Here is a 15,010-nt window from a genome sequence, read left to right as displayed (position 1 = left end):
GTCCACTCGGAAAACGACACACAACGGAAATTCGCACTGGGAGGATGCAAATGGGTTGGATGCAGGATGAACGCGGGCTGGACAAATGTGCAGCAAACTTTGTGCCCTTAACGCCTCTGTCGCATTTGAAACGCGCAGCCCTTGTTTTTCCAAACCGCGAAGCCGTTATCGATGGGGATCGGCGGCTTACTTATGCCGACTATCATACGCGCGTAACCCGTCTTGCCTCGGCCCTTGCAGCACGTGGCATTCAGCCCGGCGATGTTGTGGGCACGCTTTTGCACAACACTTTGGCACATGTCGAAGCAAGCTTCGGCATTCCCGCATGCGGGGCGGTTCTAAACACCATCAACACCCGGCTGGATGTGGACACAGTCGCCTATATCTTTGATCACGGGGCGGCCAAGGCCGTTCTGGTCGACACCGAATTGCTTCCTCTGGCCGAGGCCGCCCTTGCCCAAATGGAAAAGGATGGCGCGAAGCAAATGCCCGAGATCATCGAGGTTGCCGCGCCAGAGGCAGGTTTTCCTGCCACGGGCCGCTACCCAGAATACGAGGAGTTGCTTTCAGGCGGGGATCCCGATTTCGACTGGATCATGCCTCAGGACGAATGGGAAAGCCTTGCGCTGAACTATACATCTGGCACAACAGGACGCCCCAAGGGCGTGGTCTATCACCACCGCGGTGCTTATCTGATGACTTTGGGCACCCCGATCAGTTGGAATATGCAGCTGTATCCGCGCTATCTGACCATCGTACCGCTGTTTCACTGTAACAACTGGAACCACACATGGATGATGCCGGTTCTTGGGGGCACGATTGTTTGCTGCCGCACCATCACTGCCAAAGCCATCTATGACGCCATCGCGGACGAAGGGGTCACCCATTTCGGCGGCGCACCAATTGTGCTGAATTTGATCGTAAACGCACCCGAAGCGGACCGTCGCCCCTTTGATCATGTGGTCGAGGCCTTCACTGCAGGTGCTCCTCCCGCCGCGGCGATCCTTGCGGCAATTGAACCTTTGGGCTTCAACGTCACACAGGTTTACGGGCTGACCGAAACCTACGGCCATGTCACGGAGTGCCTGTGGAACGGGCCTGAATGGGATGACCTGCCACAAGAGGATCGCGCGACAATCAAAGCCCGCACCGGCGTTGCCTTCCCGCAAATGGAAGACATCACCGTTTTGGATGAAGGCATGTCGCAGGTTCCGATGGATGGCGAAACCACAGGCGAGATCATGATCCGTGGAAACTCGGTCATGAAAGGGTATTTGAAGAACCCAGACGCCACGGCCGAGGCCTTTCAGGGTGGTTATTTCCACTCGGGCGACGTGGCCTATCAAACCCCGGATGGCTACATCAAGATCACCGACCGATCCAAAGACATCATCATCTCGGGTGGCGAAAACGTCAGCTCGGTCGAGGTAGAGGGTGTGTTGATGCACCATCCCGCCGTCAGCCTTTGTGCCGTAGTCGCTAAGCCGGATGACAAATGGGGCGAGATCCCCTGCGCCTATGTCGAGTTGAAAGATGGATGCGATGTCAGCGAGGAAGAGCTGATCGCCTTCGCACGCGAACGATTGGCCGGGTTTAAAACTCCGAAACAGATCGAGTTTTGCGAGCTGCCAAAGACATCGACCGGCAAGATCCAAAAATTTCAGCTTCGGGATTGGGCAAGATCACAAGACTGATCGGTTCCAATTGCCGGGCGGATCGGTTGTCGCTATTCTAAGCGCAATTAACAACGAGCAGAAGGCCGCGTCCAAACATGACGGCCCTTACTAAATATGATCGGCTTGAGGCCACAGCACTCTGGCGCCCTGAAGAAGGCGCGCAGAGGATGGATGTTCTGTTGTCATTGGGCGACGCCACGCTGACGATCTCGGACATGCGAGAGAACGTGTTGAACCATTGGTCACTGCCTGCGATTCAACGGGTAAATCCCGGCGAACGCCCTGCGATTTTCATACCGGGCGAGGATGCCACCGAAGAGCTGGAAACAGACGACGAAGACATGATCCGCGCGCTGGAAAAAGTGCGCAAACTGATCGAGCGTCGCCGCCCTCATCCCGGTCGGTTGCGTCATTGGGTGACAGCGGGTGCGCTTCTGTCCTTGCTGCTTCTGACCGTTTTCTGGCTGCCCGGCGCACTTCGTAGTTACACGGTGTCCGTTGTTCCCGAAGCCACGCGGGCGGCGCTGGGACAACGGATCATGGCACGGATTGGACGGATCACCGGGCAAGAATGCCGAGGGCGGGATGGGCGCGTTGTGTTAAGCCGATTGGCCAGAAACGTGACCGGAAACTCAGCACTTCATGTCGTGGTTCTGTCAAGTGGGGTGCAAACCAGCAAGCACCTTCCGGGCAATATCACCCTTGTGAACCGCGCGTTGATTGAAGATTTCGAACATCCGGACGTGATTGCCGGTTTCCTGCTGGCAGAAGAGCTGCGCCGGGAAACAACAGACCCACTTTTGCCCCTTTTGGATCACGTAGAGCTTCGCGGTACGGTGCGTCTTTTGACAACCGGCGACCTGCCAGATGCGTCTATTGATCAATACGCCGAGGATATCTTGATCGCCCCGCAATCAGATCTGCCGACAACAGCCCTGTTGAACCGCTTTGGGGGCCAAGGCGTCCCGTCCACCCCCTATGCCTATGCGCTCGATCTGACGGGTGAAACAACTTTGGATCTGATTGAAGCGGATCCAACACCCATCACCAGCGCACGTGATCTTCTGACGGACGATGACTGGATCAGGCTGCAAGGCATCTGCGGCGAGTAGCTGTACGCAGCCACCCACCGCAACAACCGCTTCGGTTACTTCGTCCCGAACATACGGTCGCCCGCATCCCCAAGACCCGGCACGATATAGCCCTTTTCGTTCAGCTTTTCGTCCAGCGACGCTGTGATGATCGGCACATCGGGATGCGCTTCTTTCATGCGTGCAATACCTTCCGGCGCAGCCAACAAGCACATGAACAAAATATCCTTTGCACCCGCTTTCTTCAGCATATCAATCGCCGCGACCGAGCTGTTGCCCGTGGCCAACATGGGGTCCACCGCAATCACCAAGCGCTGATCGATTGCTTCTGGAACCTTGAAGTAATACTCGACCGGCTCCAGCGTTTCTTCATCACGATAAAGACCCACAAAACCAACGCGGGCCGATGGGATCAGCTCCAATACGCCATCCAAAAGCCCGTTACCGGCACGCAAGATCGACACGAGCGCCAACTTGCGACCTGCCAAAACGGGCGCATCCATTTCCTGCATCGGCGTCTTGATGCGTTTGGTAGTCATGGGAAGCTCGCGCGTTACCTCATATGCCAAAAGTTGGCTTATCTCGCGCAACAACTGACGAAACAGGCTGGTCGGCGTGGCCTCGTCGCGCATCAGGGTCAGTTTGTGCTGGATCAGGGGGTGATCGACGACGGTCAGATGATCATACATCTTGCTTCTCCAATTGCTTGCGGATGCGGTTTCGCGTGGCGTCGTCACAGAAAGCTGCGTCGACGGCGACCAAATTCAGGTCATGAAAATCCTTGGATGTCCAGCCAAACTGGCGCGCGAGGTCCTCGTATTCTTTGTTCATATCCGTGCGGAAAAACGGCGGATCATCGGTTGAAACCGTGACCTTCACGCCGCGCTCACGCAACTTGGCAATCGGGTGGGACGCCAGATCGGGGTAAACGCCAAGGAACACGTTTGAGCCCGGACATACCTCAAGCGTGATCCCGTCTTCCGCCAAGCGATCCACCAGCGCCAAATCCTCGATCGCGCGCACACCGTGGCCGATCCGTTCGACCTTCAGGTCGTCAAGGGCTGCGCGCACTTCTTCGGGTCCATTCCATTCGCCCGCGTGTGTGGTCAGTTGTAACCCGGCTTCGCGTGCCATGTCGAAGGCGTAGGAAAAGTCACCTTGGCTTCCGGATTTCTCATCCCCGCCCATTCCAAACCCTGTGATAAAGCCGCCGGCTGTTTCCTGCGCGCAGATCGCGGTTTCGCGTGCCAGTTCGGGACCAAAATGGCGGATGCAGGTCACAATGCCCCGCAATGTGATCCCGGCATCTCTTTCAGCGTCTGCTGCAGCTTCCTGAATGGCCGCCAGATAGTCCTTCCAAGCCGCCACATCACGCCCGCCACAAAAATCCGGCGACAGGAATGTTTCAGCGTAGATGATCCCTTGCTCCGCGCAGGTTTCCAACACAGCCTTGGTCAGACGCCCAAACTCTTCTGGCCCTGTTAGGACCGAAGTCGCCGCTTCATAGACTTCAAGGAAGTGCCAGAAATCACGATAGGCATAGCCACCGTCTTCGGTGAAAATACCGGACAGATCGACCGATTTCTCCTTAGCTAAGGATCGAATAAACTCAGGCGGCGCAGCACCTTCAATGTGCAAGTGCAGCTCGGCTTTTTGCAACTGCGCAAAACTCATAGGAATGACCTTCCCGCTCCGCGCACGTCTAGCCCAAGATGAGCGGCAACCGATGCACCTATATCTGAAAATCCAACATGGCCCACTTCTTTAAGGCCAAGGCCGGCCGCAACAACCGGAACCCGTTCACGTGTGTGATCTGTGCCAACCCAGCTGGGGTCGTTACCGTGGTCTGCGGTGAACAGCACCAAGTCACCTTCCCGCATTTGCTCTAAGATGCGCGGTACCTGACTGTCAAACCACTCCAACGCGCGCGCATAGCCCGCGACGTCCCGACGGTGGCCATATTTGGTGTCAAACTCAACGAAGTTGGCGAAGACCAGATCACCATCTTCTGCGGTCTCGAAAGACTCTACCAGATGCTCCATCAAATCCGCATCCGCCCCTTTTTTCACGGACGAGATGCCACGATGCGCAAAGATGTCGCCTATTTTTCCGATAGCGTGTGTTTGTCCACCCGCAGAAACCACCCAATCACACAAGGTGGGGTCAGGTGGGGTCATGGCAAAGTCTCTACGGTTCGTTGTTCGGGTAAACCCTTCCGCCTCGGACCCCAAGAAGGGGCGTGCGATCACACGACCGACCCGCATCTCGTGCACCATTGGGGCAATCGCCTCGCACAACGCATAAAGACGTTCCAATCCAAACACCTCTTCATGGGCGGCGATCTGGATCACGCTGTCGACCGAGGTATATACGATCGGATGGCCGGTGCGCAGATGCTCTCCGCCCAACTCGTCCAGAATTACAGTGCCCGAAGCGTGCTTGTCGCCCAATATCGCATCAACCCCGGCAGCTTTGCAGATCGCGTCGGTCAGATCCTTGGGAAATGCCGGAACGGTATCGGGGAAATATCCCCAATCCCAAGGCAAGGGCACACCCGCAATTTCCCAATGCCCGGTTGGCGTATCCTTACCGGGCGAGACCTCTTCAGCTGCCCCCCACAACCCGGTTGGTGTCGCGTCCAGGCCCGGCGTTACATCGCCGGATGCTAAGCGGATTGAAGCACCCAAACCAAGGGCATCAAGGTTGGGCACTAACAAAGGGCCAGATCGTCCGTCCTCGGCCCGGCCTTCTGCGCAGGCCTGAGCGATGTGACCCAACGTGTTTGAGCCGGTGTCTGGAACCGTCTTGTCATTAAAGAACTTGTCAGCGTCAGGCGCGCCACCACATCCGGCGCTGTCCAGTACAATTAGAAACGCGCGGGTCATGTATTCTCCATATGCTCAGCGCCGAACGCGCCGGGTAGAAGTTCAGCCATCGACATGGTCAGGCTTTCACCCCCCATCGTCATCATGGTGATTTTCACGTCTGGACCAGAGAACTCGGCTAGTTTCTGGCGGCAACCACCGCAAGGCGTGACCGGCAACGGAGCGTCTGCGATTACCAGAGCTTCTGCAATCTCGCGCTCGCCTGCCGCACACATGGCCGCGATGGCCCCCGCCTCGGCGCATGTGCCTTCGGGATAGGCGATGTTTTCCACGTTGCACCCTACATGAACGACGCCGGCGCTTGTGCGCAGCGCCGCGCCAACTTTGAAGTTCGAATATGGGGCATGTGCGTTTTCACGCACGGCTTTGGCAGCATCCAACAGCGACATGATCCGCTCCTGTAAAATATCTATCCAGCAACCCTGAACCTCTGCTTCACCGGATGCAAGTGCAAACCAGATGACAAGGGCTGGTCGCAGGGGAATGCCGTGCTAAGGTGAAGATAGCAGACTTGATTGCCCTTAGGTCATTGGTGTATCGCAGTGCCGAGGGAAGGTAGTTTAAAGTTAAACTATCCAGCATTCGCCTTGGGAGGCCCTGATGTCCGAAGACCGTTATCTGCGCAAACGCGCGCTGGATTACCACGAATTTCCGCAGCCAGGTAAGCTTGAGATACGCGCGACCAAGCCAATGGCAAACGGTCGCGACCTGAGCCTTGCCTATTCACCTGGCGTTGCTGAGGCCTGCACGGAAATCTCGAAAGATCCTTCTGTCGCAAGCCGTTACACGGCACGCGGCAATTTGGTAGCGGTCGTGACCAATGGCTCGGCCGTGCTGGGTTTGGGCAATATCGGCGCGCTGGCCTCGAAGCCGGTAATGGAAGGCAAAGCCGTCCTTTTCAAGAAATTCGCCAATATCGATTGTTTCGATATCGAGCTGAACGAATCCAATCCCGAGAAGTTGGCAGAAATTGTCTGTGCAATGGAGCCGAGCTTCGGTGCGATCAACTTGGAAGACATCAAAGCCCCCGATTGTTTCATCGTTGAACAAATCTGTCGCGAACGTATGAACATCCCGGTTTTCCATGATGATCAACACGGCACGGCAATTGTTGTTGGCGCTGCGGCGACAAACGCACTTCAAGTTACGGGTAAGGATTTCAGCAAGATCAAAGTAGTCTCGACCGGCGGTGGGGCTGCGGGCATCGCTTGCCTTAACATGCTTTTGAAACTTGGCGTGAAGCGCGAGAACGTCTGGCTCTGCGACATTGAAGGGCTGGTCTATGAAGGCCGCGAGAAAGATATGACGCCTCAGAAAGCGGCATATGCACAAGGTCAAAGCGCCGCGACGTTGGACGATGTGATCGAAGGTGCCGATCTGTTTCTTGGACTGTCTGGTCCGGGCGTGTTGAAGCCGGAAATGGTCAAGAAGATGGCCAAGCGACCGATTGTCTTTGCCCTTGCCAACCCAACGCCCGAAATCATGCCCGATGAAGTACGCAAGATTGCACCCGACGCGATCATTGCCACCGGCCGTTCGGATTTTCCAAATCAGGTCAACAACGTCCTTTGCTTCCCCTTCATCTTCCGTGGCGCACTGGACGTGGGCGCGACCGAGATCAACGACGCAATGCAACTAGGCTGCATCGAAGGCATCGCGGCCCTTGCGCGAGCAACAACCTCGGCCGAAGCGGCTGCCGCCTATAAGGGTGAGCAGCTGACCTTCGGCGAAGACTACCTGATTCCCAAACCCTTCGACCCCCGCCTGATGGGCGTCGTTGCCAGCGCGGTTGCGAAAGCTGCCATGGAAAGCGGCGTGGCCACACGCCCTGTCCCGGATCTCGACGCCTATAAGGAACGTTTGGACGGATCTGTTTTCAAGTCCGCCCTTATCATGCGTCCAGTATTCGAGGCCGCAGCAACCGCCCAGCGCCGCATCGTCTTTGCCGAAGGCGAAGACGAGCGTGTGTTGCGCGCCGCCAATGCAATGCTGGAAGAAACAACAGATGCGCCGATCCTTATTGGGCGCCCCGATGTGATCGAACGCCGCTGTGAACGTGCCGGTCTATCGATGGTTCCCGGCAGGGATTGCGAGATCGTGAACCCGGAGCGCGATGATCGGTATCGGGACTACTGGGGTGCCTACCATGAACTTATGGAGCGTAAAGGTGTTACGCCAGATTTGGCAAAGGCAATCCTACGCACCAACACTACAGCCATCGGAAGCATCATGGTGCATCTTGGCCAAGCGGACAGCCTGATCGCAGGCACATTTGGCCAATACCTGTGGCACCTGAATTATATTCAGCAAATCCTTGGATACGAAGCGCTGCATCCGGTCGGCGCACTGAGCTTGATGATCTTGCAAGACGGGCCCCTGTTCATTGCGGACACGCATGTTCACAACACACCGAACGCCGAGCAAATCGCAGAAACCGTCTGCGCCGCCGCACGCCATGTGCGCCGCTTTGGGGTCGACCCAAAGATCGCAGTGTGTTCCTACTCGCAGTTTGGCAACCACGGCGGGGACAGTGGCGAACGTGCCCGCGGAGCACTTGAGCTGCTGGACGCCGCCCCTCGCGACTTTGCTTATGAAGGTGAGATGCACGTCGACGCCGCCCTGGATCCTGAAGTACGGCAACGCCTATTCCCGTCTGCGCGCTTTGAAGGTCCCGCCAACGTCCTTGTCTTTGCCAATACAGATGCGGCAAGTGCTGTGCGTAACACGTTGAAGGTCAAAGGCGGCGGGCTTGAGGTTGGGCCGATCCTGATGGGTATGGGCAACCGCGCACATATCGTTACGCCCTCGATAACGGCACGAGGTCTTTTGAATATGTCGGCAATCGCCGGCACGCCTGTCGCGCATTACGGCTAACGATTCCTCACAAAACTTTGCAAGGCGAGGTTTGCAATTTTGCAAATCTCGCCTTTTTCAAACTCCAACCCCTAAATTCATAGGGGTTTGCAAAAATTTGCAGGCAATATTCCTCCAGCCTGCAAATTTTCCGCGATAATATGACGCTACGTCGAATGCGGTTCTTGCCCGAACTGGCCTTCGGGGCGTAACACTGGTTTCGAGGGAAATTGGAGGATGTGCACCATGGCATACAAAGACGTTTACGCCGCTTGGCAAGCGAACCCTGAAAAATTCTGGATGGACGCGGCCGAAGCAATCAGCTGGGATAAGACCCCAACCAAAGCGCTCTTTGACGACAACGCACCGTTATACGAGTGGTTCTCGGACGGTATGGTGAACACCTGCTACAACGCGGTTGATCGGCACGTCGAAAACGGGCGCGCTGATCAGGTCGCCATTATCTATGACAGCCCGATCACGGGACGTCAGTCGAAAACCACCTATGCCGAACTGAAGGACCGTGTGTCCAAGGTTGCAGGCGCGCTGAAAGAAAAAGGCGTCACCAAAGGCGATCGCGTCATCATCTATATGCCGATGGTGACTGAGGCCCTGGTCGCCATGCTGGCCGTCACGCGTATCGGCGCTGTGCACTCGGTCGTGTTTGGCGGTTTTGCCTCGAACGAACTGGCCGTGCGCATCGACGACGCCAAGCCCAAAGCCATCATCGCGGCGTCCTGCGGGTTGGAGCCGGGCCGCGTGGTGGCCTATAAGCCGCTTCTGGATGGAGCGATTGATCTAAGCACGCACAAACCGGACTTCACCCTGATCCTACAACGCGAAGAGCACCCCGCCGAGCTGATCCCCGGCCGCGACTTCGACTGGGCCGAAATGGAAGCCACCGCCACCCCCGCAGATTGCGTCCCGGTCGAGGGTAACCACCCGGCTTATATCCTCTATACCTCGGGCACCACAGGTCAGCCCAAGGGCGTCATCCGCCACACCGGCGGTCATCTGGTTGCTCTGAACTGGACTATGAAGAACCTTTATAACGTCGATCCGGGCGATGTGTTCTGGGCGGCCTCGGATGTGGGTTGGGTCGTGGGGCACTCCTACATCACCTATGGTCCACTGGTGCATGGCAACACGACCATCGTGTTTGAAGGCAAACCCGTCGGCACGCCCGACGCAGGCACCTTCTGGCGCGTGATCAGCGAGCATAACGTGAAGTCTTTCTTCACCGCCCCCACCGCCTTCCGCGCGGTGAAGCGCGAGGACCCGAAGGGCGAGTTCGTCAAGAAATACGACCTGAGCTGCCTGAAGCAGGTTTATCTGGCTGGTGAACGTGCTGATCCCGACACCATCGTCTGGGCGCAGGAACAGCTGAATGTGCCAGTTGTGGACCACTGGTGGCAGACCGAAACCGGCTTTGCCATCGCGGCCAACCCGATTGGTATCGAAGAGCTGCCGATCAAACTGGGCTCGCCCTCGGTTCCGATGCCGGGATTTGATGTGCAGATATTGGACGAAGGCGGTCACCCAATGCCCGCAGGCGAACTGGGTGCAATTGCCATCAAGCTGCCCCTGCCCCCCGGAACGTTGCCGACACTGTGGAACGCGGAAGAGCGCTACAAGTCGAGCTACCTGAACACCTTCCCCGGCTACTATGAAACCGGCGATGCGGGCTACATCGACGAAGACGGCTATGTCTACATCATGGCGCGCACCGATGACGTGATCAACGTGGCAGGCCACCGCCTGTCGACCGGCGGCATGGAAGAGGTTTTGGCCTCGCACCCCGACGTGGCAGAATGTGCCGTGATCGGCGTGACCGACCAGCTGAAGGGCCAATTGCCGCTTGGCATGGTCTGCTTGAACGCTGGCACAGATCGTCCGGATGAAGAAATCACCGCCGAATGCGTCAAACTGGTGCGCGAGAAGATTGGCCCCGTTGCCGCCTTCAAGCTCTGCGTGGTTGTGGATCGTCTGCCCAAGACCCGCTCGGGAAAGATCCTGCGGGCTACCATGGTGTCGATCGCAGACGGTAAGGACTACAAGATGCCCGCAACCATCGACGACCCGGCCATTCTGGACGAGATCAAGGATGCGCTGGCGTCTCTGGGCTACTAAGTCTAACCCAATAAACAGAAACGCCCCCGGTTTCGGGGGCGTTTTTTGTTAGACGAACTGCTCGCGTATCAACCGCTCTTCCAGCCCATGTCCTGGGTCGAAGAGGATGCGGTGCTCGATGTCGCCACAAGATTTGATTTCGACAGACACCACATTCGGGACGGACCTGCTATCCGCATCCGCCATCACCGGGCGCTTGTCGGATTGCAACACATCGAACCGGACAACAGCATTTTTCGGAAGAAGAGCACCGCGCCAACGACGCGGACGGAAAGCGGCCATAGCTGTAAGAGCCAGCACATCCGACCCAATCGGCAAAATCGGTCCGTGGGCCGAGTAGTTATAGGCGGTCGATCCAGCGGGGGTACACAACAGCGCACCGTCGCAGACAAGCTCGTTCAAGCGAACACGGCCATCAACGCTGATCTGAAGTTTTGCCGCCTGCGGACCCGCGCGCAGCAAGCTGACTTCGTTGATCGCCAGCGCCTCGTGCACTTTGCCATCCGCGCCTTCCGCGCGCATCGAAAGCGGATTGATCACCTCTTCCTCAGCGACGATCAAACGGTCGACCAAGCCGTCAGGCGCGTATTCGTTCATCAAGAAACCGACCGTTCCGCAATTCATCCCGTAAACCGGAGCCGGAAGATGCTGAGTGCCGTGCAAGGTTTGCAGCATGAACCCGTCCCCGCCCAAAGCAACAATGATGTCGGATTGGTCCGCCGCTACGTTTCCATAACGCGCCACCAATTCCTCAAGCGCGGCCTGTGCGATGGTCGTATCACTGGCTACGAACGCGATTCTCTGACTCATGACAAATGTCCCGATTGGCGGCCTTCGTTTCCGAAACAAGCACATGTTTCCACAAATCACCAGATAATGCCGCGTCTTTCCGTCGCCGCGTCGCTTTCTAGTCTTTGCGACATGGCATGTTTCCGATAGGAAATCTGAAAATCGTAGCCTAATCGAAGGAAAACGCGCATGTCTGCCACCCGTGACCCAGGTTTCTTTACCGAATCCCTCGCGACCCGCGACCCCGAGCTTTACAAATCGATCACTGATGAGCTTGGCCGTCAGCGCGACGAGATTGAGCTGATCGCATCTGAGAACATTGTTTCAGCGGCTGTGATGGAGGCACAGGGCTCGGTTCTGACCAACAAATACGCCGAAGGCTATCCCGGTCGTCGTTATTATGGCGGCTGTCAGTATGTAGATGTGGCCGAAAATCTGGCGATTGATCGTGCGAAAGAGCTTTTTGGCTGTGACTTTGCCAATGTGCAGCCAAACTCTGGCAGCCAAGCCAACCAAGGTGTGTTCCAAGCGCTAATCAAGCCCGGCGACACCATTCTGGGTATGGACCTGTCTGCAGGTGGTCACCTGACACATGGCGCCAAACCAAACCAGTCGGGCAAGTGGTTCAATGCCATTCACTATGGTGTTCGCAAAGATGACAACCTGATCGACTATGATCAGATCCAAGAGCTGGCCACCGAACACAAGCCTGCCTTGATTATTGCAGGTGGTTCCGCCATTCCGCGCGTCATCGATTTCGCCAAGTTCCGCGAGATTGCAGATTCGGTTGGCGCTTACTTGATGGTCGACATGGCACATATCGCAGGCTTGATCGCGGCGGGCGAGCATCCTTCGCCTTTCCCGCACGCCCACGTAGCCACCACCACCACCCACAAAACCCTACGTGGTCCGCGCGGTGGTATGATCGTTACCAACGATGCGGAGATCGCGAAGAAAGTGAACTCGGCCATCTTCCCGGGCATTCAAGGCGGACCTTTGATGCATGTGATCGCTGGTAAGGCTGCTGCCTTCGGCGAAGCCCTGCGTCCCGAGTTCAAATCGTATCAAAAGCAGGTGCGCGCAAACGCCGTAGCCTTGGCTGATCAACTGATCAAGGGAGGTCTGGACATCGTGACCGGCGGCACAGACACGCATGTGATGCTGGTTGATCTGCGTCCCAAAGGTGTGACCGGCAACATCGTCGACAAGGCCTTGGGCCGCGCGCACATCACCTGCAACAAAAACGGCATCCCATTTGACCCTGAAAAGCCGATGGTCACCTCGGGCATCCGTTTGGGCACCCCGGCAGGCACCACCCGTGGTTTCGGCGAGGACGAGTTCCGCCTGATCGCCGACCTGATCGTGGAAGTGGTCGACGGGCTGGCTGCCAATGGTGAAGAAGGCAATGGCGCCGTGGAAGAGGCTGTAAAAGCCAAGGTTGCAGATCTCTGCGCCAAGTTCCCGATGTACCCGAACCTCTGATCCAGAGATCACGAAAGTTGACTTGGAAACGCCCCCAGCTTTGGGGGCGTTTTGCATTTTAGGGTTCTAAAGAAACCCGCGCCAAAGCAACACGGCCACCACCACAACCGCCACTATCAGAAGGTTGAACACCAACCCCGCGCTAACATTCACCGCAATGCCCCTGCGGCGATCCCACGGGTCAATGTTCAGCAAGTAGTTTTCCAGATCGGTCGCGGCCAAATCCAGCGCCGCTTCGTCCAGTTGCCGCAAAAGCCGCGGGTGGTTCGCGCGGGCGCTTGCATCCGCCAGCAGCCTTCCTTTCATGCGAAGATGTTTGGGAAGAAGCCGCCCTGCCCGTCGCAGCTTCGCATCGAAACCCTTGCCACGAACATCCAGTCGATCTTCCAGAAGCTGTGCAAGGCGTTCGGTACGCGCTGTAATGTCCAACTCAATCTCCGATGAAAAACGACGGCCAGTGCGACAACCATAACTTCAAAGAAAACAAATTCGAAGACCAATCCAGCCGATATTTCCGGGTTCAAAGCCCAAGGAAGTCAGGGTATCAGACTGTATGCTTACGATGCAGACATTCGGAACTGACACCGCCCGCCCCCCTGTCCTTATTGTGCATGGGCTTTTCGGCTCTGGCCGCAACTGGAATGTGATTTCCAAACGCCTGTCTGATGAACGGCAAGTGGTGTCAGTGGATATGCGTAACCACGGCGAAAGCCCACGGTTTGACACGCAGAGCTATCACGACATGGCCGGGGACTTGGCAGAGGTGATCGATCATTTGGGGGGGCAGGCGGATGTTATCGGCCACTCCATGGGTGGGAAAGCCGCGATGATTCTTGCGCTTGAAGACAATACCTTGGTGAACAGGCTTGTGGTCGCGGACATCGCTCCGGTGGCTTACGGACACAGTCAGCAATCCATGATCGAAGCGATGCGCGCGATTGACCTAAACCAAGTAAACACGCGCGGGGATGCGGATCGTCAGTTGGCTGAGATGCTCGGGGATGCATCCGTCCGAGCATTTTTGCTTCAATCCCTGAATGTGAAAGAGCGTCAGTGGCGACTTAACTTGGATACACTCGAGACTGAGATGGTCAAGATCGTCGGTTTTCCCGAAATCTCAGCGACCTTCGACGGTCCGACTTTGTTTTTGGCAGGTGCTGATTCCGACTATGTCCTGCCAGAATATCGGGCACGGATCAAAGCGCTGTTTCCAGCGGCCAAGCAAGCCAAGATTCCAGGCGTTGGGCACTGGTTGCATGCGGAAAAGCCGCGTGAGTTCGAAGCAGCGGCTCGCAGCTTCTTGAATTTCTAAGTATCTGAAAATGCAAAACCCCGCATGAAAGCGGGGTTTTCGTTGGCCTGATCAGCGCTTCAGTGCGTCCAGGGACCACGTCGGTTGGTGGCAAAGTTTTCGCCATATCCGCCTGCCCGTATGTTCGGCTTGCGCTTGTGCGGCTCCGTAATCGTCGCATCGATGCCGTGTTCCTTGGCGTAGTCCAAGGCGGCTTCCTTGCTTTGGAATTTCAAACGTACCTGACTTTGCGTGTCCGAAGACCCCGTCCATCCCATCAGCGGATCAATATCTCGGGCTTCGTCAGCGGCATATTCCAGAATCCAAACTTTGGTCTTCCCCATCCCCGACGACATCGCATTGCGAGCGGGTTGATAGATACGAGCACGCATCTGGCATCTCCTTCCAAAACTGGGTTGGTTATCCGTCATGCGACGCAGCAATTCAAGGCGGAATTGGAATTGTGACGGGGCCAACTAACACAAGTGCGAGCATTTCTGCCCAGTAGGTTCCGTGAGTGCGGTTTTAGGGAGAATGCAGAGTGACTGCCGGTAAACGACGAGGGAGCGAGGGGTGGGGTGGGTGTATCGTCGCCACCGGCAGTCCGTTCTGCTGCTTGCCCGATAACGCTATCGCAATGCCCAGACCTCGGCAAGCACTAAATACACCTCTAATTGCATTTTTTTGGAAACACTTTCCCTGTTTTATTATTATTGTACAGGGACTTACGAGATTTTGAATCCAGTTTACATGTGCAAAAACCAGCACAGTAAATCGCTCACTGATTGCTGGGTTTTTATATGGTTTTTGCAC

At 56.5% G+C, this 15,010-nt stretch carries 13 protein-coding genes; 6 read left to right on the top strand and 7 right to left on the bottom strand.

Going from position 1 to position 15,010, the window contains the following annotated elements:
- The first annotated feature begins 50 nt into the window (after positions 1 to 50).
- Both MWU55_RS06330 and MWU55_RS06325 read left to right on the top strand, forming a co-directional pair.
- Positions 51 to 1,694 carry an AMP-binding protein gene (locus tag MWU55_RS06330; RefSeq protein ID WP_246935028.1) on the top strand — a complete coding sequence of 548 codons (1,644 nt, stop codon included), beginning with the start codon at positions 51 to 53 and terminating at the stop codon, positions 1,692 to 1,694.
- 77 nt (positions 1,695 to 1,771) lie between these two features.
- Positions 1,772 to 2,788: a hypothetical protein gene (locus MWU55_RS06325; RefSeq protein WP_246935021.1), complete on the top strand. Its 1,017-nt coding sequence runs from the start codon at positions 1,772 to 1,774 to the stop codon at positions 2,786 to 2,788.
- A gap of 35 nt (positions 2,789 to 2,823) precedes the next feature.
- Here the strand turns inward: MWU55_RS06325 and upp are convergent, their stop codons facing one another.
- The 4 genes from upp to MWU55_RS06305 are packed head-to-tail and all read right to left on the bottom strand — an operon-like array spanning position 2,824 to position 6,041.
- Positions 2,824 to 3,456 (bottom strand): uracil phosphoribosyltransferase, encoded by a 633-nt coding sequence (gene upp / locus MWU55_RS06320; protein ID WP_246935019.1) that lies wholly within the window; start codon positions 3,454 to 3,456, stop codon positions 2,824 to 2,826.
- Positions 3,449 to 4,441 (bottom strand): adenosine deaminase, encoded by a 993-nt coding sequence (locus MWU55_RS06315; RefSeq protein ID WP_246935018.1) that lies wholly within the window; start codon positions 4,439 to 4,441, stop codon positions 3,449 to 3,451. Before MWU55_RS06315 ends, upp begins: the two co-directional genes overlap by 8 nt.
- Complete coding sequence (locus tag MWU55_RS06310; protein WP_246935015.1) at positions 4,438 to 5,652, bottom strand: phosphopentomutase; 1,215 nt, start codon at positions 5,650 to 5,652, stop codon at positions 4,438 to 4,440. Before MWU55_RS06310 ends, MWU55_RS06315 begins: the two co-directional genes overlap by 4 nt.
- Entirely contained in the window at positions 5,649 to 6,041 is a 393-nt protein-coding gene (locus tag MWU55_RS06305; protein WP_246935014.1) for a cytidine deaminase, read from the bottom strand. The genes MWU55_RS06310 and MWU55_RS06305 overlap by 4 nt, the downstream gene beginning before the upstream one ends.
- Positions 6,042 to 6,252: 211 nt before the next feature.
- Here MWU55_RS06305 and MWU55_RS06300 point away from each other — a divergent pair, with 211 nt between their 5' ends.
- Both MWU55_RS06300 and MWU55_RS06295 read left to right on the top strand, forming a co-directional pair.
- Positions 6,253 to 8,526 carry an NADP-dependent malic enzyme gene (locus tag MWU55_RS06300; protein WP_246935012.1) on the top strand — a complete coding sequence of 758 codons (2,274 nt, stop codon included), beginning with the start codon at positions 6,253 to 6,255 and terminating at the stop codon, positions 8,524 to 8,526.
- 225 nt (positions 8,527 to 8,751) lie between these two features.
- A complete protein-coding gene (locus tag MWU55_RS06295) occupies positions 8,752 to 10,635 on the top strand; it encodes a propionyl-CoA synthetase (protein WP_246935010.1) in 1,884 nt (627 codons plus the stop codon).
- A 48-nt stretch (positions 10,636 to 10,683) separates the two neighbouring features.
- Here the strand turns inward: MWU55_RS06295 and MWU55_RS06290 are convergent, their stop codons facing one another.
- On the bottom strand, positions 10,684 to 11,445 hold the full coding sequence (locus MWU55_RS06290) for an NAD kinase (RefSeq protein ID WP_246935008.1): 762 nt from the start codon (positions 11,443 to 11,445) through the stop codon (positions 10,684 to 10,686).
- Between the two features lie 168 nt (positions 11,446 to 11,613).
- Between MWU55_RS06290 and glyA the strand changes: the two genes are divergently transcribed.
- Positions 11,614 to 12,906: a serine hydroxymethyltransferase gene (gene glyA / locus MWU55_RS06285; protein WP_246935006.1), complete on the top strand. Its 1,293-nt coding sequence runs from the start codon at positions 11,614 to 11,616 to the stop codon at positions 12,904 to 12,906.
- Positions 12,907 to 12,972: 66 nt separating this feature from the next.
- Here glyA and MWU55_RS06280 read toward each other — a convergent pair whose 3' ends face one another.
- Positions 12,973 to 13,335, bottom strand: coding sequence for a hypothetical protein (locus MWU55_RS06280; protein WP_246935004.1), 363 nt, complete (start codon positions 13,333 to 13,335; stop codon positions 12,973 to 12,975).
- 124 nt (positions 13,336 to 13,459) lie between these two features.
- On the opposite strand from MWU55_RS06280, the gene MWU55_RS06275 reads away from it, so the two are divergent.
- The gene (locus MWU55_RS06275) at positions 13,460 to 14,218 is read left to right on the top strand and encodes an alpha/beta fold hydrolase (RefSeq protein ID WP_246935002.1); all 759 of its coding nucleotides are present in this window, start codon (positions 13,460 to 13,462) and stop codon (positions 14,216 to 14,218) included.
- Positions 14,219 to 14,277: 59 nt separating this feature from the next.
- On the opposite strand, the gene MWU55_RS06270 is transcribed toward MWU55_RS06275, so the two are convergent.
- The gene (locus MWU55_RS06270; RefSeq protein WP_246935000.1) at positions 14,278 to 14,589 is read right to left on the bottom strand and encodes an ETC complex I subunit; all 312 of its coding nucleotides are present in this window, start codon (positions 14,587 to 14,589) and stop codon (positions 14,278 to 14,280) included.
- Positions 14,590 to 15,010: the final 421 nt, after the last annotated feature.

The sequence above is a fragment of the Aliiroseovarius sp. F20344 genome (assembly GCF_023016155.1).
Classification (GTDB): domain Bacteria; phylum Pseudomonadota; class Alphaproteobacteria; order Rhodobacterales; family Rhodobacteraceae; genus Aliiroseovarius.
Note: the sequence above shows the minus strand (reverse complement) of the source record. Positions and strands in the feature narration are given on the sequence as shown.

Coding starts and splice junctions, on each gene's coding strand:
- MWU55_RS06330 (WP_246935028.1), top strand. CDS start 51: ATGGGTTGGATGCAGGATGAACGCGGGCTGGACAAATGTGCAGCAAAC.
- MWU55_RS06325 (WP_246935021.1), top strand. CDS start 1,772: ATGACGGCCCTTACTAAATATGATCGGCTTGAGGCCACAGCACTCTGG.
- upp (WP_246935019.1), bottom strand. CDS start 3,456: ATGTATGATCATCTGACCGTCGTCGATCACCCCCTGATCCAGCACAAA.
- MWU55_RS06315 (WP_246935018.1), bottom strand. CDS start 4,441: ATGAGTTTTGCGCAGTTGCAAAAAGCCGAGCTGCACTTGCACATTGAA.
- MWU55_RS06310 (WP_246935015.1), bottom strand. CDS start 5,652: ATGACCCGCGCGTTTCTAATTGTACTGGACAGCGCCGGATGTGGTGGC.
- MWU55_RS06305 (WP_246935014.1), bottom strand. CDS start 6,041: ATGTCGCTGTTGGATGCTGCCAAAGCCGTGCGTGAAAACGCACATGCC.
- MWU55_RS06300 (WP_246935012.1), top strand. CDS start 6,253: ATGTCCGAAGACCGTTATCTGCGCAAACGCGCGCTGGATTACCACGAA.
- MWU55_RS06295 (WP_246935010.1), top strand. CDS start 8,752: ATGGCATACAAAGACGTTTACGCCGCTTGGCAAGCGAACCCTGAAAAA.
- MWU55_RS06290 (WP_246935008.1), bottom strand. CDS start 11,445: ATGAGTCAGAGAATCGCGTTCGTAGCCAGTGATACGACCATCGCACAG.
- glyA (WP_246935006.1), top strand. CDS start 11,614: ATGTCTGCCACCCGTGACCCAGGTTTCTTTACCGAATCCCTCGCGACC.
- MWU55_RS06275 (WP_246935002.1), top strand. CDS start 13,460: ATGCTTACGATGCAGACATTCGGAACTGACACCGCCCGCCCCCCTGTC.
- MWU55_RS06270 (WP_246935000.1), bottom strand. CDS start 14,589: ATGCGTGCTCGTATCTATCAACCCGCTCGCAATGCGATGTCGTCGGGG.